The organism is Fulvimonas yonginensis, assembly GCF_037137055.1.
Classification (GTDB): Bacteria; Pseudomonadota; Gammaproteobacteria; order Xanthomonadales; family Rhodanobacteraceae; genus Frateuria_A; species Frateuria_A yonginensis.
In genome coordinates this window covers 165,775-183,684 of record NZ_JBBBNY010000004.1, presented here as the reverse complement: position 1 = coordinate 183,684, position 17,910 = coordinate 165,775, and the positions used below count along the sequence as shown (strand labels likewise).

The following is a 17,910-nucleotide window of genomic DNA, read 5'->3' as shown; positions in this document are numbered from 1 at the left end:
GCGTGTCCCGATGCGTGGTGGGCGCTCGCGTGGCTCAAAGCCCTTGGGGCCCCTTGGCCAGCCAGCGGTCGATCAACCGTTTCTCGTAGCGCAGCGGGTCGGTGTTGCGGCCGGCGACCGCCCCGTCCTGCAGGAAGGCCAGGTCGGTCAGCTTGCGCTCGCCTTCGCGGATCACGGCGCCGTGTTCGTCGAACAGGCGGAAACGCAGGCGGATGCGTGGCGGATACAGATCCTCGACGATGCGGACCGGATGGAGCGAACCCAGCGAGGGCAGGTAGGAGCCGGCGCGGTCGACGTCCTCGACGACGATCTCCAGGTGTTGCCCGGGCGCGAGGATGCTGGCGGCGCGCCGCTCGATGTAGCGGGCGAGCGTGTCGAGGTAGTCGTTACCGGACTCCGAGGGTGCGAAGGCGTGCACCTCGCGGGTCTCGGTGAAATTCCCGGGGTGGTCGAAACGCACGGTGACCGGAGCGGGGTCGGCCGCGTGCGCGGCCGTCGCGAGCAGCAGGACCAGGGCGAGCGTTGGGCGCGGGCGAAAACGGGACATGGCGGCTCTCCGGAGGTGCGCGGCCTGTCCGCAGCCGCGCTGCAGCGTCGAGCATACGCCGTGGCGCAGGGGGCCGGGGGAGGCCTTCCGCAGGCGCAAAAAGAAACCCGCCACAGGGGCGGGCTTCTTTGCATCACTTGATCTTGCCTTCCTTGTAGATCACGTGCTTGCGGATCACCGGATCATACTTCTTGAACTCGAACTTCTCCGGCGTGTTCTTCTTGTTCTTCTGCGTGGTGTAGAAGTGGCCGGTGCCGGCCGAGGAGATCAGGCGGATCTTGTCTTGGGTCTTGTTAGCCATGGTTCAATCCTCAGACCTTCTCGCCGCGGGCACGCAGCTCGGCGATCACGGCCTCGATGCCATTCTTGTCGATGGTGCGCAGCGCGGCGTTGGAGACGCGCAGCTTCACCCAGCGGTTTTCGCTGGCGACCCAGAAGCGGCGCTCGTGCAGGTTGGGCAACCAGCGGCGACGGGTCTTGTTGTTGGCATGCGAGACGTTGTTGCCGGTCTGCACGCCCTTTCCGGTGACTTGACATACACGGGCCATGAGAGCCTCCGTAATCGGTTTTGACCGCCCGTTGGCCAGGACGGCATCGGCCCAGCGGCGCCATGGCGCCACGCGATGCTGGAGGGTGTCGCGCTCGACGCGGGGCCGGCGATGATCCGCATCGCGTCGCGGAAAGGCCGGTATGCCGGGTGGCCCCAAGTCGAGCCGCGTATTGTCCCGGAAAAACAGGCGCCTGCGCAAGCCTTGCTCACGGGGCGGGCATGGCGGGGGCGGCGGATGTATGGAACAATCGCCCCCTTTGCTCCGCCGCACTCACGATTCCGAGGGACTCCAAGATGGCAGAAGTCACGCCCGCCAACGACCAGGCCAACGGCCCGGTGATGCCGCAGCTGATGCTGCAGAAGATCTACGTCAAGGACGTTTCCTTCGAGGCGCCCAACGCGCCGCAGATCTTCCAGGAGATCGGCGAGAACGAGCAGGCGCAGCCGCAGGTCCAGCTGAACCTGGGCCAGCGCGCCACCGAACTGGGCAACGACCTGTACGAAGTGGTGCTCAGCCTGACCCTGACCTGCACGCTGGGCGAGCGCACCGCGTACCTGGCCGAGGTGCACCAGGCCGGCGTGTTCGGCATTGCCGGCTTCAACGAGCAGGACCAGGCCGGGATCATCGGCAGCTATTGCCCGAACCTGCTGTTCCCGTATGCGCGCCAGGTGATCTCCTCGCTGGTGCTGGAGGGCGGCTTCCCGCCGTTCCTGCTGCAGCCGATCAACTTCGACGCCCTGTTCGCCGAGCAGCAGCGCCGCATGGCCGGTGGCGGCGAGGCGCCGACGCTCAACAGCTGACGTCGACATTCCATGCGGGACCATCCGATCCTCGCCGTGCTCGGCGCCGGCTCCTGGGGTACCGCGCTGGCGGCGCTCGCCGCGCGCAACGGCGTGGCCACCCGGCTGTGGGGGCGTGACCGCGACGCCCTGGCGGCGATGGCGGGCAGCCGCCGCAACCAGCGCTACCTGCCCGACCTGGAGCTGCCGGCCGGGCTCGCCTACGAGCCCGAGCTGGCCGTCGCCGTGCGTGATGCCGACATCGTGCTGATCGTGGTGCCCAGCCACGCCTTTGCCGCCCTGCTGGACGAGCTGGCGCCGCTGCTCGGCCCGGACACCGCGATCGCCTGGGCGACCAAGGGCTTCGAGCCGGGCACCGGCCGCTTCCTGCACGAACTGGTGGCGGGCAAGCTGCCGGGCCGCCCGGCCGCGGTGGTGACCGGCCCGTCGTTCGCGCGCGAGGTCGCCGCCGGCCAGCCCAGCGCGGTCACCGTGCACTCGGAGGACGAGGCCTTCGCCCAGGCGCTCGCCGCGCTGCTGCACGCGCCGAACTTCCGCGCCTATTCCGGCAACGACGTGCTGGGCGCCGAGCTCGGCGGCGCCATGAAGAACGTGCTGGCGGTAGCCACCGGCGTGGCCGACGGCATGCAGCTGGGCCTCAACGCCCGCGCCGGCCTGATCACCCGCGGCATGAACGAGATGCTGCGCCTGGGCCTGGCGCTGGGCGCCCGGCCGGAGACGCTGATGGGCCTGTCCGGCCTGGGCGACCTGGTGCTGACCTGCACCGGCGATCTCTCGCGCAACCGCCGGCTCGGCCTGGCCCTGGGCCAGGGCATCCCGCTGGACGAGGCGGTGCGGCAGATCGGCCAGGTGGTGGAGAGCGTGGTGACGGCCGACGAAGTGGCCCGGCTCGCCGACCAGCACGGCCTGGAGCTGCCGATCGCCAGCGGCGTGCGCGCCGTGCTGCACGGCGAGGTGACCCCGGTCGAGGGGGTACGCCTGCTGATGGCGCGCGAGCAGAAGCCGGAGTATCCGCAGGGCCTGTTCGGTCACGCCTGAGGTGGTCGCGTTCCCGTAGGAGCGAGCTTGCCGCGGATCCGTTTTGCGGCGGCGCAACATCGGGAGCCAGCTCGCTCCACCTACTCTGCACACCCCGGTTGCGCAGGAACCTGCGTCCTCGACGCGCACGCCACCCATGCCCTTGCTAAGCTCGGCCTTTTGGCCGGCACAGCGGACCGCATGCGCATGCAGCAACCGGACGAAAAGCAGCCCGCCGAAAACACGTCCGCACCGCAGGACGTGGCCGGCAGCGGCCTGCCACCGGCCTGGCGCCGTCTGTTCAAGCCGCCGGCGCCTGCGCCGGTCGAGACCCAGGTGCTCGGCTTCTTCCTGGAGGTGGTGCCGGAGGAGGGGGCCGCCTACGCCCACCTGGACGTGGCGCCGGTGTTGCTGGTCGTCGCCGAGCACGGCCGCTACGCGCGGCCCACCCCGCTGGACAGCCGCCATCTCGCCCATGCCCCACTGGAGCCGCACGAGCAGCACCTGGCCGCCACCGTGCTCGGCCTGCCGCAAAGCGTGCGCAAGGGACGCAGCTACGTGCGCCTGGCCGGCCACCTCGGCGATGCGCTGCTGGCGCAGATGCTGGATACCGCGCCGTGCTTCCTCGGTGGCCTGGCCGGGCTGCGGCTCTCGCGCGGCAAGGCGCATCCGCTCGCCTGGCACTGGCAGCTCGAGCAGGACGGCAGCCAGCGCCTGCTGCCGACGCTGGGCCAGAACCAGCGCCTGCTACGCCTGGACAATCTCTGGTACCTGGACGCCGAGCACGCCTGCATCGGCCTGCTGGAGGCCGAGCCGCGCGAATCGCACTGGCTCGACCTGCCGCCGCTCAAGCACGACGACAGCCGGCCCTTGCTCAAGGCGCTGAAAGGCTCGCCGCTGGGCCAGCGCCTGCCGCCGCCGCAGGTATTCGACGAGCTGCGTCGCGCCGAGCTCGCGCCCAAGCCGGTACTGACCCTGCACGCGCTGACCCGCCATGCCCGCCTGGCCGCCGGCACGCCGCCGTTGGCCTACGCGCGGCTGGCCTTCGACTACGCCGGCGAGCGCCTGCCCGGTCGCGGCGGCGAACCCCTGGTGCGCCGCGTGCGCAACGGCCACCTGGTGGAGATCGCGCGCCGTCGCGCCGAGGAGCTCTCGGCGATGGAACAGCTGGAGCGCGCCGGCCTCACCCCCGGCGTGGATACCGAGGGCCTGCCGTGGGACCTGGCCGACACCCTGCCCGAGGACGCCTGGCTGTTCCCCGGCAAGGGCTACGCCGGCGCGCTGGAGGTGAACACGCCCGCGCGCTGGCTCGCGCTGCGCGGCAAGCTCGAGGCCGAGGGCTTCCAGCTCGACTACGCGCCGAGCTTCCCCTTCGAGGTGCTGGAAGGGCCGGTGCGCTGGTACGGCAACGCCACCGAGGACACCGACGACCACGCCTTCGACCTGGAGATCGGCATCGAGGTGGAAGGCAAGCGGCACAACCTGCTGCCCGCGGTGGCGCAGGCGCTGGCCGAGCACCAGCTCAACCTGAGCCCGGTGCCCAACGAGCCCGAGGACGCGGTGTGGTACGCGCCGGTCGACGAGCGCCGCCGCGTGCCGGTGCGGCTGAAGGAACTGCGCGGCCTGCTCGCGCCGCTGGCCGAGTACCTCGAGCGCCCGAAGAAGAAGCTGCACCTGCCGCGCGTGCAGGCCGGCCGGCTGGAGGAACTGGCCGAGGCGCTGCCCAGCGGCGGCGAACTGCAGGCGCCCGAGGCCTTGCGCGGTTTCACCACGCGCCTGCGCGATGCCGCCGAGCGCGCCAGCGACGCCGTGCCCGAGGGGCTCACCGTCGAGCTGCGCCCGTACCAGCGCGAGGGCCTGCGCTGGCTGAACGCGCTGGCCGAAGCCGGTGTCGGCGGCGTGCTCGCCGATGACATGGGCTTGGGGAAAACCCTGCAGCTGATCACCCACCTGCTCGCGCTGAAGCAGCGCGGCGCGCTGGCCCAGCCGGCGCTGGTGGTGGTGCCGACCAGCCTGATCCCCAACTGGCAGGCCGAGATCGCACGCTTCGCGCCCGCCCTCAAGGTGCTGGCCCTGCACGGCCCGCAGCGCAGCGGCGACTTTTCCCAGCTGGGCACGCAGGACATCGTGCTGACCAGTTACGCGCTGCTGCCGCGCGACGTCGCCGCGTTGCGCAAGCAGCCCTTCGCGCTGATCGTGCTGGACGAGGCGCAGCAGGTGAAGAACCCGCGCACGCAGGCGCGCCGTGCCGTGCTCAGCCTGCGCGCGCCGCGCTGCATCTGCCTCACCGGCACGCCGCTGGAAAACCACCTGGGCGAACTGTGGTCGCAGGTCGACCTGGCCGTGCCCGGCCTGCTCGGCGACGAGGGTGCGTTCCGCCGCCACTACCGCGTGCCGATCGAGCGCCAGCACGACGAAGCCTGCCAGGAACGCCTCAACCGCCGCCTGGCCCCGTTCATCCTGCGCCGGACCAAGGCGCAGGTCGCCGCGGAGCTGCCGCCCAAGACCGAGATCACCCGCCGCGTGGTGCTCGACGGGCGCCAGCGCGAGCTCTACGAGAGCCTGCGCCTGACCCTGGCCGACGAACTGCGCGAGGTGATCGCCCAGCGCGGCATCCAGCACTCGGGCATCGTCGTGCTCGATGCGCTGCTCAAGCTGCGACAGGTCTGCTGCGATCCACGCCTGGTCAAGCTGGAGGCGGCCCGCGGCGTGCGCGAGTCGGCCAAGTTCGAGCTGCTGATGGACATGCTGCCGGCGCTGCTGGCCGAGGGCCGCAAGGTGCTGCTGTTCTCGCAGTTCACCGAGATGCTGCGGCTGATCGCCGACGAGCTGGACCGCCGCCGCCTGCCGTACGTGACCCTGACCGGCGAGACACGCGACCGCGCCCAGCCGGTGCAACGCTTCCAGGACGGCGACGTACCGCTGTTCCTGCTCTCGCTCAAGGCCGGCGGCGTGGGCCTCAACCTCACCGCCGCCGACACCGTGATCCACTACGACCCCTGGTGGAATCCGGCCGCCGAGGCGCAGGCCTCCGACCGCGCCCACCGCATCGGCCAGGACAAGCCGGTGTTCGTGTTCCGCCTGATCACCGCCAACACCGTCGAAGAGCGCATCGAGGAGCTGAAGGCGCGCAAGGCGGAACTGGCCGAGGCCGTGCTCGAGGGCGGCGGCGCGCGCGAGAGGCTCAGCTTCGACCAGGACGACCTGGATGCGCTGCTGGCGCCCGGGTGAGCGGCCGCGGGGCGCGGGTGTCCTTTTCGCCTGCCGCGGGGCGCTGAGGGGTGTTCTCCTTGCCGTGTCATCCGGACCGCCTGCGGCGAGCTTTGCATGCCGCGGGATCGCTCCTAGTCGAGCGTTTGGCTCTTGTTCCCTGCCGTGAGAGGGTGGGGTGAGGGGGCGCGGAGGTGTGCGCTGACGCGCGGTGGCGATTCCGTGTCCGGGTGCCCCTCGGGTTTGCTGTCCGCGCCGCGTGCTCGGTAGGAGCTCGCCCTTACCGATACGCGGCGCGATCGCTTGCGGAAAAAACCGCATAGAACGGCAACAAGCCGGCACCGGCATCGCCGCCGCGCGCCCCGTCCCCCACCCTGGCGTGGAGGAGGCGCCAAGGCAGCGCTGCAGCCGCGGCGAATCACCCGGGGCGCGTTCAGGGCGGCGAACTGCACCGCGCCCGGCGCGCGAAGCCGCGATGCCTCAGCTTCGCGCCGCCACCTCGTCGATGTGCCGCAGCAGGTCCGCCGGATCCTCGTACACGCGGAACGCGCCCGCACGCTCCAGTTCCTCCTGCCCGTAGCCGCCGGACAGCAATCCCACGCCGAGCGCGCGGCAGCGTTGCGCCGCCAGCATGTCCCAGATGCTGTCGCCCAGCACCAGCGCGTGCTGGATGTCCACGCCCAGCCGCGCCGCGGCGGTGACGAACAGGTCCGGGTCGGGCTTGGCATGTCGGACGTCGTCGCGGGTCACCACCGGCACCCGGGCCGGATCGACGCCGAGCGCTTCCAGGTTGTGCGCGGCGGTCTGCATGCGACCACTGGTGGCGATCGCCCAGGGCAGGCCCGCGTCGGTCAGCCAGGCGAGCAGTTCGCGTGCGCCGGGCAGGGGCCGCACGCCGCCAGCCTCGGCGCGCCGTGCGTAGGCTTCGGCGTGCCACCGGCGCAGGCGCGCCACGCGGTCTTCGGTAATCTCGATGCCGGTTTCGCGCAGCAGGATCTGCGTGAACAACCCGCCGCTCATGCCGATCTTGCGATGGATGCGCCACACCGACAGCTCGATGCCCTCGCGGTCGAGCGCCTCCTTCCAGGCCAGTACGTGCTGGTAGACGCTGTCCACCAGCGTGCCGTCGAGATCGAACAGGAAAGCGGTGCGGTCGCGGTTCATCGGGTGTCCGGTGGGGTAGAGGGAGGGCGGAGCAGGCCGAGCGACCGAAGCTGCGCGCGCAGCCGCTCGCGCTGGTCGGGCCCCGGCCAGCCGACCAGCGTCGCCACCACGTCGCCGTGGCGCAGGAAGTAGAACACCGGCGTCTCCAGCGTGCCGACGAACGGCAGCTCGGCGTCGTCGTTGGCGATCGCGAGCCTCTGCTGTGGATGCGTGTGGTTCCAGGCCAGCAGGGCGGCGAAGTCGGTGATGTCGCTCGCCGGGGCGATCCATTGCGCGTGCGCACCGAAGAGCGCGCGCAGGACGGGATCGGCGTCGATGTCGCGCGCCGCCGCCCCGGAAAAATGGCAATGCGGCGAGCCCATCACCACCACCTGCGCCGTGTCGCGCAACATCAACGGCAGACGCCACAGCTCGTGGGAGCCATGGGCGATCCACACGCTGGCCTGGCCCGCGCGCAGGCGGGCGGTGCGCATCACGGGAGGCGGTCGACGATCCAGGTTCGGCCGGCTGGCGAGCAGGGCGCGTGCTGCTTCCGTGCGGTGGGCGGCGAGCAGCGCCTCGTAGAGCGCGTCGGCGTGCGGGCGATCGACGCGACCGCGGCGGTCGAGTTCGGCGAAGGCGTGCTGCATGTCCGCCAGGTAGCCCGGATCGGCCCGGCGCCCATGAGCGAGCCGGCCCGCCGCACGGAACAGCAGCTCCACGTCCGCGTCGTCGAGCCGGGCCAGTCGGGCCCGGGCGGGCGCGAACGCCTCGGCGTAGAGGGCGACGAGGGCGGCATCGTCGGGCTGCAACGTGGCCAGTCGGTCGTAGGCGGCGGCCAGCGTTGCCGGCCGGTCGTCGGGTGGCCGCGGCCGGGTGCGCGCGGGAAGGCCGCTGGCGTAGGCCTGCTCGCCGAACAGGCGCAGCACGTTCCAGGCCTGTGCGCGCGTCAGCTCGTAGGTGAGGTCGTCGGTAGAGAAGCCGCCCAGGCCGTGTTCGTGGAACGTCAGGCTGGCCAGGAACCGCCGCCGACCGTCGGCGGTGAACGCACTCAGGGGCGAGGCCGCCGGCGGCGTCCCGCGCAGGTAGGCGTCCAGGGCGGCCGCGGAAGCGATCGGCGCGGCCGGCCAGCGCAAGGCGGGGGCCACGGTGACGCCTGCGGGCGCGTTCGAGGGCGTCGTTCCTGCCAGGGCGGCGCCGGCCACGATCCAACTGCACAGCCAGGCGAATCGCAAGATGCGTGGCATGGTCGTCCTCCTCGAAGCGGGAGGATAACCATGCCCGGCGCGAAGGTGCGTCTACGCGTGCGGGACGAGCGCCCGGCCCGATTCCATCACCGCCAGCGCGGCGGCGCCGAGCAGGCCCGGCTCCGGGTGCAGCACGGCCACGGTCGGCACGTGGCGCAGGGTCTCGGTGAAGCGGCCCTTGGCCTGGAAGCGCGCGCGGAAACCGCCGCGCTGCAGCCACGGCAGCAGGATCGGCAGCAGTCCGCCGGTGAGGTAGACGCCGTCCCAACCGCCCAGGGTCAGCACCAGGTCGCCGGCGACGCTGCCGAAGATGCCGGCGAGCGTCTCGACCGTGCGCACGCACAGCGGGTCGGTGCCGGCGCCGGCATGCGCGGTGATGTCCTCGGGGGTGTAGTCCTGCGCCGCCTGGCCTTCGATGTCGGCCAGCGCCTGGTAGAGATTGACCAGGCCGTTGCCGCAGATCAGCCGCTCGTTGGACACGCGGCCGAAGCGCTGGTTGAGCCGGTGCAGGATCGCGATGTCCTCCGGACTGTGCGCGGCGAAGCCGGCGTGGCCGCCTTCGCTCTCCAGCACGCTGCAATGGCCGTCGCGACGCAGCAGGCCGCCGACCCCCAGGCCGGTGCCGGGGCCCATCACCACGAAGGTCTGGTGGTCGCAACGGTCCAGCCGCGGCAACGGCAGCTCGCCGACCGCCTTCAGGTGTTCCGGCCGCAGCAGCGGTACCGCCATGCTCTGCGCCGCGAAATCGTTCACCAGCTTCACCGAATCCATGCCCAGCGCGGACTGCAGCGCACGCGCCGCAACCGCCCAGGGGTTGTTGGTGATCTGCACCGTCTCGCCGTCGGCGATGCGTCCCGCGGCGGCGATGATCGCGCGCCTTGCCGTGAGGCCGGTGTCGGCGAAGTACTGGCGGATGGTGTCGGCCAGCGTGGCGAAGTCGCGGACGCGGTAGCGCCGTACGCTGTCGCTCATCAGCGGCTGCTCGCTGGTCACGTCGGCCAGTGCGAAGCGCACGTTGGTGCCGCCGAGATCGGCGAGCAGGGTAGGGGTGCGGATGTCGAAACTCATGGATTCGTTCTGTGGTCTTTACGCGCGGCCCTGTGGCGGGGCCGGCGGCAATCGGGCAAGGTATCGGAAACCGGCCTGCCTGGCTACTTGCGCGGGCCGGCGGGCACCGGTGACACTGGCGCGGTGTGACGCAAGTGGAGTCAGGGATGGTCTGCATGGAAGCAGTAACCCGGCATTACCGCGTGGGCGGGCAAACCATCGCCGCGCTGGATGGGCTGGGTTTCACCGTGCCACGGGGCCAGTTCACGGCCATCGTGGGGCCTTCGGGATCGGGCAAGTCCACCCTTCTGAACATGCTCGGCTGCCTGGATCGGCCGGACAGCGGCCGCTACCTGCTCGAAGGCGTCGACGTCTCCACCTTCGATGACGAGCGCGCCAGCGATTTCCGCAACCTGCGCATCGGCTTCGTATTCCAGTCGTTTCATTTGCTGCCGCGCCTGTCGGTGCTCGAGAACGCGCTGCTGCCGCGCCGTTTCCTGCGCGGGCCGGGCGAGGGTCTGGAACAGCGGGCCCGCGACCTGCTCGCGCGCATGGGGCTGCAGCGGCATCTGGAACACCGACCGGGTCAGCTCTCCGGTGGCCAGATGCAGCGCGTGGCGATCGCCCGTGCGCTGCTGATGAAGCCCGCCCTGCTGCTCGCGGACGAACCGACCGGCAACCTCGATTCGAAGAGCGCCGCGGACGTGCTGGCGCTGCTGGACGAGGTGCATGGCGAGGGCCAGACCGTGGTGATGGTCACTCACGATGCCGATGTGGCGGCGCGTGCGCAGCGCCAGATCGGCATTCGCGACGGGAGGATCGAGTTTGACTCGGCGGCGTGAGCGGGTGGCGGCGTGGCTGGCGATGTCGGCGTGTGCCGTCGCGCAGGGCACCGTGTTCAGCGGCGAGATCCGGATGGCCCATGCGCAGGGCATTTACACGCCGCCCTCGATGAGCTCGCCGGTGGTGTTGCGCTACTACGTGCCGGACGGCGCACACGTGGCGAAGGGGGACGTGCTCCTGCGCATCGATGCCGGCTCGGCCGAGGCCCAGTTGCACAAGCTCAAGGCGCAGCTCGAGCAGACCGCGGCCAAGAACGCCAAGGAGATCGCCGAACTGCAGCTCAAGCAGTCCGACGCCGAGCTCGCGTTGGCCGATGCGCAAGCCGAGCGGGATACCGCGGCGGTGGATGCGGCGATTCCCAGGAACCTGATCTCGGCACTCAATTACGACCGCTTCCAGGGCGAGATGCAGCGTGCCGGGCGCACACTCGCAGCCAAGCGCCAGGCAGCAGTGCAGGCAGTCGAGGCGGTCGCGCGCAGGCGCCACGACAGCGAACTGGAGCTGGAAAAGCAGCGACTGTCGATGGGCTTCTACCAGGACCAGGTCACCCAGGCCGCGGTCCTCGCCGAGCGCGCAGGTACCGTGATCCACGGCTTCGACAACATTCTGGGCAGTGGCGGCCGCTACGAAGAAGGATCGTCCGCCTACCCCGGCAACCAGGTGGGCGAGGTGGTCGGCGAGGGAGACGCCTATGTCGTGAAGGCGTGGGTGCTGGAGCCGGACCGCGAGGGCCTCGCGCCGGGCCAGCCGGTCTTCCTGGCCATCGACGCGCTGCCGGGCGAGGTGGTGCGCGGGCGCATCGAGACCATCGCCGGGGCCCCGGCTGCGCGCAAGGAATGGGGCGAAGGCCGGTACTTCGAGGTGTCCATCGGCTTCGAGGGGGCGGCGCCGACCGGCCTGCGGCCCGGCATGAGCGTGCGGGTGGATACCCGGGAGGAGCCTGCGGCCATGCCGCTGCAAGCGCCCACCAGGCCGCTGCGCATCGCGGGCGAGCTGTTCGCCCGGAGCAGCGTCGCCGTCGCGCCGCCGGCGGTGGATGGGCTGTGGCAGCTCACGGTCACGCAGATGGCCGGTGACGGCGCGCCCGTCGCCAAGGGCGATGTCCTGGTGGTGTTCGACGGTGCGGAGGTGTCGAAGAACCTTACCGCCAAGCGCAGCGAACTGGCCGAGAAGCAACGCAAGCAGGAACAGCTCCGGCTGGACCTGGCCGACCGCGCACGCGAGGCCGAACTTGCCACGGCTCAGGCCAGGGCCGATGCGGAGAAGGCGCGCCGCAAGGCGAGCGTGCCGCCGGGCTATGTCGCTGGCATCGACTACCGCAAGCTGTTGGTCGCCCGCGCCAGGGCCGAGCAGAAACTGCGCCTGACGATCGAGCGCGAACGTATCGCCGCAGCCGAGCGTGCCGCCGAGCAGCAGCTGGCGGATGCCGAGGTGGCGCAGCTGCAGAGCGAGGTGGCCGAGCTGCAGGCTTCGCTCGTCGCGCTCACCATTCGGGCGCCTCGCGCAGGCATCGTATTGCACGAGACCAAATGGAACGGCGACAAGATCGACGCGGGCTCACAGGTCTGGCGCGGCCAGTCGGTCGCGCAGATGCCGGACCTTTCCACGCTGGCGGTGCGCGCGGCGTTGCCGGAGCGGGAGCTCGGGCGGGTGCGGTTGGGCCAGCGGGTGCAGGTGCAGCTCGCCGGTGCAGGGCAGCGAAGCCTGGCCGGCACGGTGGTGGTGATCGGCAACAACGTGCACAGCAAATCCCGGGTCGAAGCGATCCCGGTGATGGACCTGCTGGTGCGATTGGACGACGGCCAGACGGCACGGCTCAGGCCCGGCCAGCCGGTGCAGGTCGAGATTCCGGGCCGCGCGGAGGGGGCACGATGATGCGTCGCGCATGCCTCGGCCTGGCGCTGGCAGCGCTTTGCGCATGCAGCGCCTCGCCCAGGGCCGCCTACACGGTGCTTGAGCAGGCGCACGCGGGGCCGCTGGAATTCGAGGTGCGCGCCGAGGGCGAACTGCGAGCGGTCACCGCTACGCCCATGCTGGTGCCGGGCGAGCAATGGACGCCGCGGCAGATCGTCTGGATGCTGCCGGACGGGACCCGTGTCACCCGCGGTGAACGGGTCGCCCGGTTCTCCGCCACGCAGAGCGAGCAGGACCTGGCCCAGGCCCGCATCGATCTGGAGCGCAACCTGCTTGCCCGCGCGGGCAAGCAGGACGAGCTCGCGACCAAGCAGGGACAGCTCGGCGTGGATATCGTCCAGGTGGACGGCCAGCTGGCCATCGCCCACCGCTATGCCCACGCCACGCTTGCCGCGATCGCGCGCAACGACATCCTCGACGCCGTCCAGGACGAGGCCTACCTGGGCGTGCGCCGGCAGATACTCCAGTGGCGGGAACGGCAGTCGAGCGCCCGTGGCAAGGCCGAACTGGCCGTGCTGGACGCCCAGCACGACACCTACGCCACGGTGGCCCGGCAGAAGCAGGCCGATCTGGATGCGCTGGAACTGCGCGCGCCACACGATGGCGTGCTGGTGCTGGAACGGGACTGGGCCGGCCAGGAGCCGCACGTGGGCAGCAACCTCTGGGCCGGCAACAGCTTCGCCAGCCTGCCCGACCTGAGCGCACTGGAGGTGCAACTGGCCGTGCCGCAGATCGAGGCACAAGGCATCGCCGTTGGGCAGACGGTGCAGTTGCACCCGTGGGGACGGCCGGCGCAGCGGGTGAGCGCCAGACTCGACTGGATCGCGGCCGCCGCGCAGACGCGCGATCGCGAGAGCCCCGTCAAGTACCTGTCGTTGAAGGCTCGGGTACCCGCGGACGCGGTGCGCCGGTTTGGCTGGGTCCCGGGCCAGCGTTTCGTCGGCGACATCGTGCTGCTCGACGCACGGCGCGCGATGAGCGTTCCCAACGTCGCGCTGGTCGGCAACGGCGACGGCGCTACCGTGCGCGTACTGAGCCACGGTGCGGAAGTGGTCCGCAAGCTCCGGCTCGGCGTGCGCGGCGCCACCCGCACCCAGGTGCTCGATGGGTTGCAGGAAGGCGATCGCATCCTGCTTGCCGCAGCGCCCGATGGAGACGGCACATGAAGGCCGGGCCCTGGCGCGAAGCGATCGACGAGCTGTCGCGTCGCAAGCTGCGTACCCTGCTAACGTTGCTGGGCATGATCTTCGGCGTGGGCGCGATCGTCGCCATGCAGGGCGTGGGCGCGGGCAGCCGGCGCGAAGCGCTCCGGCTGGTCGAAAGCCTGGGCCTGCACAACCTCATCGCGGAGGCGCACAGCGCCGAGGGCGACGCGCTCAAGGAGGCCCGTGCACGAAGCCTGGGCCTCACCGTGGCCGATGCCCGCGCCGCGCTCGGGGTCGTGCCTACCGCCGAGCGCTACGCGGCGGAAAAGCGCATCAAGAGTTGGGGCATCTTCAGCGACCTGAGTGCCAGCCAGGCGCAGGTCAGCGGGGTCAGCCCCGGTTACTTCGAGCTTGCCTCCCTGCGCATGGCTCGAGGGCGCGCCCTCACCGCACAGGACGATGCGCGCCTGGCCGCCGTGGCCGTGCTCGGTGCGCAGGCGGCGCACGAGCTTTTCCCCGACGGCAGGCCGCTGGGGCGCCTGGTCAAGGTCAATCAGGTCTGGCTGCGCGTGGTCGGCGTACTGGCCGATCGCGACCTGGACAAGGACAGCTTCGAAGGCGTGGCGCTCGGTGCCGACAACAACCGCGTGTTCGTGCCGCTTTCCAGCGCGCTGGCGCGCTTCCGCTTCCAGCCGATGGAAGACCAGATCGACCGCTTCCTCCTGCGCGTGGCCGATGCGGACCGCCTTGGCGATGCCACGCGCGTGCTGGACCAGGTGCTCGACCAGCGTCATGCGGGTGTGGGCGACTACCAACTGGTGGTGCCGCAGCAACTGTACCGGCAGAACCAGCAGACCCAGCGCATCTTCTCGATAGTGATGGGCTCGATCGCTGGCGTGAGCCTGCTGGTCGGCGGCATCGGCATCATGAACATCATGCTGGCCAACGTGCTGGAGCGCCGCCGGGAGATCGGCCTGTTGCGCGCGATCGGCGCGCGCCGGCACGACATCGTGGTGCGCTTCCTGCGCGAGGCGGTGGTGATCTGCACGGCCGGAGCACTGATCGGCCTGCTGTTCGGTGCGTCCCTTGCCTATGCGATAGCCCTGTTTGCGGGCTGGCAGGTGGCGTGGGAGCCGATCGGCATCCTTGCCTCGGTGGCCGCCTGCCTGGCGATCGGGCTGGTGTTCAGTTTCTACCCCGCGCGGCAGGCGGCGGCGCTCGACCCGATCGCGGCGATCCGGGACGCCTGAGGCGGGCAGCCCTTGGCTGCACCGCTGAAGATGAACGCGAAAGCCCCGCGCGTGCTGGGGCCAAGCGCTGGCGCCCACGCCGAAGCACCAGCCTCCACGCCGGGATGTCTGCCACCGGGAGGGTGCCGAGCGCCGGGCGGCCGGAGGTGCGAGCCGGCACACCCGCCCCTTTGCCAACCCCTCTCTTCCGAGGGGGCTGTACCGGCAGGATGATGGATCGCCGCAGCCCGCCAGTGCTGCGCAGCCCCGAGCGTACAATGGCAGCTTCGGCACCACCGCAGGATTCCCCCATGAGCTTCCCCGCCATCCGCATGCGGCGCATGCGTCGCGACGCCTTCTCCCGCGCGCTGATGCGCGAGCACACGCTGCTGCCGGGTGACCTGATCATGGTGGCGTTCGTGATCGAGGGCGAGGGCCGGCGCGAGCGCGTGCCCTCGATGCCGGGGGTGGACCGGCTCTCGATCGACGGCTTGCTGGAGCTGGCGGGCGAGTGCGTGCGGCTGGGCGTGCCCGCGCTGGCGTTGTTTCCCGCGCCCGATCCGGCGGTCAAGAGCGAGGACGCGGCCGAGGCGTGGAACCCGGACAACCTGATGCATCGCGCCACCCGCGCACTGAAGGCGAAGTACCCGCAGCTGGGCCTTATCGGCGACGTGGCGCTGGACCCCTACACCACGCACGGCCAGGACGGCCTGATCGACGCCGACGGCTACGTGATGAACGAACCCACGGTCCAGGCGCTGGTGAAGATGTCGCTGGCGCAGGCCGAGGCGGGCATGGATTTCGTGGCGCCCTCGGACATGATGGACGGCCGCATCGGCTCCATCCGCGACGCGTTGGAGGCGGCCGGCCACATCCACACCCGTATCCTGGCCTACTCGGCCAAGTACGCCTCGAGCTTCTACGGCCCGTTCCGTGACGCGGTCGGCTCGGCGGCCAACCTGGGCAAGGGCAACAAGCACACCTACCAGATGGACGTGGCCAACTCGGACGAGGCGTTGCGCGAGGTGGAACTGGACCTCGCCGAGGGCGCCGACGCGGTGATGGTCAAGCCCGGCATGCCGTACCTGGACGTGCTGCGCCGCGTGAAGGACGCCTTCGGCGCGCCGACCTTCGTCTACCAGGTCAGCGGCGAGTACGCGATGCTCAAGGCCGCGGCGCAGAACGGCTGGCTGGACGAGAAGGCGGTGGTGCTCGAGTCGCTCACGGCCTTCAAGCGCGCCGGCGCCGACGCGATCCTGACCTACTACGCGCTCGACGCCGCGCGCTGGCTGCGTGGCGAATGACCCGCCGGTAGCCCGCGCCTACGACGGCGAGGCGGCGATGCGGATGCCTCGTGGCGTGGAATAATCGATGCTCCCCACCGGAGCGTCCGCATGGAAAGCCACCATTTCCTCGAAACCGCGCTGGTGTTCCTGCTGGCGACGGTGATCGCGGTACCGCTGACCAAGCGCTTCCGCCTGGGCGCGGTGCTGGGCTACCTGCTGGCCGGCGTGGTGATCGGACCGCAGGAGCTGGGGCTGGTCAGCGATACCGCCGGCGTGGCTACCATCTCCGAGTTCGGCGTGGTGCTGATGCTGTTCGTCATCGGCCTGGAGCTGTCGCCGCAGCGCCTGTGGGTGATGCGCCGCGCGGTGTTCGGCACCGGTCTGCTGCAGGTACTGGTCTGCGGCACGGCGATCGGGGCGCTCGGCTTCGCCCTGTTCGGTCTGGGCGGAGCGGCGGCGGTGATCGTGGGCGGCAGCCTGGCGCTGTCGTCCACTGCCTTCGGGCTGCAGATCCTGGCCGAACGCAAGGAGGCCGGCTGGGCCTACGGGCGGCAGGCGTTCGCGATCCTGCTGTTCCAGGACCTGGCCGCGATCCCGCTGATCGCCGCGGTGCCGCTGCTGGCGAACACCGGCGGGCACGGCGTCGATCTGGCCGGCGTGCTGCGCACGATGGGCGCGATCGTCGCCGTGGTGGTCGGCGGGCGCTACCTGCTGCGGCCGGTGTTCCATTTCGTGGCCAAGGCGGACGCGGTGGAGGTGTCCACCGCCACCGCGCTGCTGGTGGTGATGGGTACGGCGTGGCTGATGGAGCGGGTCGGCGTGTCCTCCACGCTGGGCGCGTTCCTGGCCGGCGTGCTGCTCGCCGATTCGGAATACCGGCACGAGCTCGAGTCGCACCTGGAGCCCTTCAAGGGCCTGCTGCTGGGGCTGTTCTTCGTCAGCGTCGGCATGTCGATGAACCTTTCGCTGCTGCTCAGCGAACCCCTGCGCGTGCTGGCGCTGGTGGCCGGCCTGTTGCTGGTCAAGGGCGTGCTGCTGTGGCCGCTGGGGCGGCTGGCCGGCGGACTGGACCGGGGCGAGGCCTTGCGCCTGGCGGCCCTGCTGGCTTCCGGCGGCGAGTTCGCCTTCGTGGTGCTCAATCTCGCGGCGGGGCAACGGGTGCTCGACGGCATGCTGCACGGCCGGCTGGTGCTGGCGATCACCCTCTCGATGGCGCTGACGCCGCTGCTGGTGGCGCTGACCGGGCGCCTGCTCGGTGCGCGGCCGAAGAAGGCCGTGCGCGAGTACGACACCATCGAGACCGAGACGCCGCGGGTGATCATTGCCGGCTACGGCCGCATGGGCCAGATCGTGGCGCGCGTGCTGCGCGCGCAGGGCATCCGCTTCGTGGCGCTGGACCACTCGGTCGAGCAGATCGACCTGGTGCAGCGCTTCGGCGGCTGGAACGACATCTTCTACGGCGACCCCGCGCGCCCCGAGCTGCTGCGCGCGGCGCAGGCGGACAAGGCGCAGGTGTTCGTGCTGGCCAGCGACGATCCGGAATCGAGCCTGCGCGTGGCGCGACTGGTGCGCCGGCAGTACCCGCACCTGAAGGTCATCGCCCGCGCGCGCAACCGCCAGCACGTGTGGCGCCTGATGGACCTGGGCATCGAGGAACCGGTGCGCGAGACGCTCTGCTCCAGCCTGGAGATGACCCGCATGACGCTGGAGGCGCTGGGCATGGCGCCCGAGGTCGCGGCCGCGCGGGTGGAGCGCTTCCGCCAGCAGGATGCCGAACTGCTCAAGCGCCAGTACCTGGTCTACGACGACGACGCGCGCATCGTGCAGACCACGCGCGAGGCGCTGGTCGACCTGGAGCAGTTGTTCGAGGCGGACGCCCAGCGCGAAGGGCGGGAACAGTCGCCTTCCGCCTAGCGGTGCGCGCGTCCCGC

The 17,910-nt window shown here is 70.9% G+C and carries 15 protein-coding genes; 9 read left to right on the top strand and 6 right to left on the bottom strand.

Going from position 1 to position 17,910, the window contains the following annotated elements:
* Nucleotides 1-34: 34 nt before the first annotated feature.
* The 3 genes from WAT24_RS08450 to rpmB form a co-directional block, all read right to left on the bottom strand.
* Nucleotides 35-547 (bottom strand): DUF3016 domain-containing protein, encoded by a 513-nt coding sequence (locus WAT24_RS08450; RefSeq protein WP_336807405.1) that lies wholly within the window; start codon nucleotides 545-547, stop codon nucleotides 35-37.
* Nucleotides 548-680: 133 nt separating this feature from the next.
* The gene (gene rpmG / locus WAT24_RS08445; RefSeq protein ID WP_267170299.1) at nucleotides 681-848 is read right to left on the bottom strand and encodes a 50S ribosomal protein L33; all 168 of its coding nucleotides are present in this window, start codon (nucleotides 846-848) and stop codon (nucleotides 681-683) included.
* Nucleotides 849-858: 10 nt separating this feature from the next.
* On the bottom strand, nucleotides 859-1,095 hold the full coding sequence (gene rpmB, locus WAT24_RS08440; RefSeq protein ID WP_055999652.1) for a 50S ribosomal protein L28: 237 nt from the start codon (nucleotides 1,093-1,095) through the stop codon (nucleotides 859-861).
* 296 nt (nucleotides 1,096-1,391) lie between these two features.
* On the opposite strand from rpmB, the gene secB reads away from it, so the two are divergent.
* From secB to WAT24_RS08425, 3 genes are all read left to right on the top strand, one after another.
* Nucleotides 1,392-1,898, top strand: coding sequence for a protein-export chaperone SecB (gene secB / locus WAT24_RS08435; RefSeq protein ID WP_336807403.1), 507 nt, complete (start codon nucleotides 1,392-1,394; stop codon nucleotides 1,896-1,898).
* Nucleotides 1,899-1,910: 12 nt separating this feature from the next.
* On the top strand, nucleotides 1,911-2,936 hold the full coding sequence (locus WAT24_RS08430) for an NAD(P)H-dependent glycerol-3-phosphate dehydrogenase (RefSeq protein ID WP_336807402.1): 1,026 nt from the start codon (nucleotides 1,911-1,913) through the stop codon (nucleotides 2,934-2,936).
* A 186-nt stretch (nucleotides 2,937-3,122) separates the two neighbouring features.
* The gene (locus WAT24_RS08425) at nucleotides 3,123-6,146 is read left to right on the top strand and encodes an SNF2-related protein (protein WP_336807401.1); all 3,024 of its coding nucleotides are present in this window, start codon (nucleotides 3,123-3,125) and stop codon (nucleotides 6,144-6,146) included.
* A 459-nt stretch (nucleotides 6,147-6,605) separates the two neighbouring features.
* On the opposite strand, the gene WAT24_RS08420 is transcribed toward WAT24_RS08425, so the two are convergent.
* Genes WAT24_RS08420 through glk form a run of 3 tightly spaced genes read right to left on the bottom strand, consistent with a single transcriptional unit; the run spans nucleotide 6,606 to nucleotide 9,583 of the window.
* A complete protein-coding gene (locus WAT24_RS08420; protein ID WP_336807400.1) occupies nucleotides 6,606-7,289 on the bottom strand; it encodes an HAD family hydrolase in 684 nt (227 codons plus the stop codon).
* Nucleotides 7,286-8,515, bottom strand: a complete 1,230-nt coding sequence (locus WAT24_RS08415) for a hypothetical protein (protein WP_336807399.1) — start codon at nucleotides 8,513-8,515, stop codon at nucleotides 7,286-7,288. Before WAT24_RS08415 ends, WAT24_RS08420 begins: the two co-directional genes overlap by 4 nt.
* A gap of 51 nt (nucleotides 8,516-8,566) precedes the next feature.
* Nucleotides 8,567-9,583, bottom strand: a complete 1,017-nt coding sequence (gene glk, locus WAT24_RS08410; RefSeq protein WP_336807398.1) for a glucokinase — start codon at nucleotides 9,581-9,583, stop codon at nucleotides 8,567-8,569.
* 155 nt (nucleotides 9,584-9,738) lie between these two features.
* Here glk and WAT24_RS08405 point away from each other — a divergent pair, with 155 nt between their 5' ends.
* The 6 genes from WAT24_RS08405 (at nucleotide 9,739) to WAT24_RS08380 (ending at nucleotide 17,893) form a co-directional block, all read left to right on the top strand.
* Nucleotides 9,739-10,404, top strand: a complete 666-nt coding sequence (locus tag WAT24_RS08405) for an ABC transporter ATP-binding protein (protein WP_336807397.1) — start codon at nucleotides 9,739-9,741, stop codon at nucleotides 10,402-10,404.
* Nucleotides 10,388-12,280 (top strand): HlyD family secretion protein, encoded by a 1,893-nt coding sequence (locus WAT24_RS08400; RefSeq protein WP_336807396.1) that lies wholly within the window; start codon nucleotides 10,388-10,390, stop codon nucleotides 12,278-12,280. Before WAT24_RS08405 ends, WAT24_RS08400 begins: the two co-directional genes overlap by 17 nt.
* Nucleotides 12,277-13,485: an efflux RND transporter periplasmic adaptor subunit gene (locus tag WAT24_RS08395; RefSeq protein WP_336807395.1), complete on the top strand. Its 1,209-nt coding sequence runs from the start codon at nucleotides 12,277-12,279 to the stop codon at nucleotides 13,483-13,485. The genes WAT24_RS08400 and WAT24_RS08395 overlap by 4 nt, the downstream gene beginning before the upstream one ends.
* Complete coding sequence (locus WAT24_RS08390) at nucleotides 13,482-14,714, top strand: ABC transporter permease (protein WP_336807394.1); 1,233 nt, start codon at nucleotides 13,482-13,484, stop codon at nucleotides 14,712-14,714. The genes WAT24_RS08395 and WAT24_RS08390 overlap by 4 nt, the downstream gene beginning before the upstream one ends.
* 290 nt (nucleotides 14,715-15,004) lie before the next feature.
* Complete coding sequence (gene hemB, locus WAT24_RS08385) at nucleotides 15,005-15,997, top strand: porphobilinogen synthase (protein WP_336807393.1); 993 nt, start codon at nucleotides 15,005-15,007, stop codon at nucleotides 15,995-15,997.
* A gap of 90 nt (nucleotides 15,998-16,087) precedes the next feature.
* On the top strand, nucleotides 16,088-17,893 hold the full coding sequence (locus WAT24_RS08380) for a monovalent cation:proton antiporter-2 (CPA2) family protein (RefSeq protein WP_336807392.1): 1,806 nt from the start codon (nucleotides 16,088-16,090) through the stop codon (nucleotides 17,891-17,893).
* The last annotated feature ends 17 nt before the right edge of the window (nucleotides 17,894-17,910 follow it).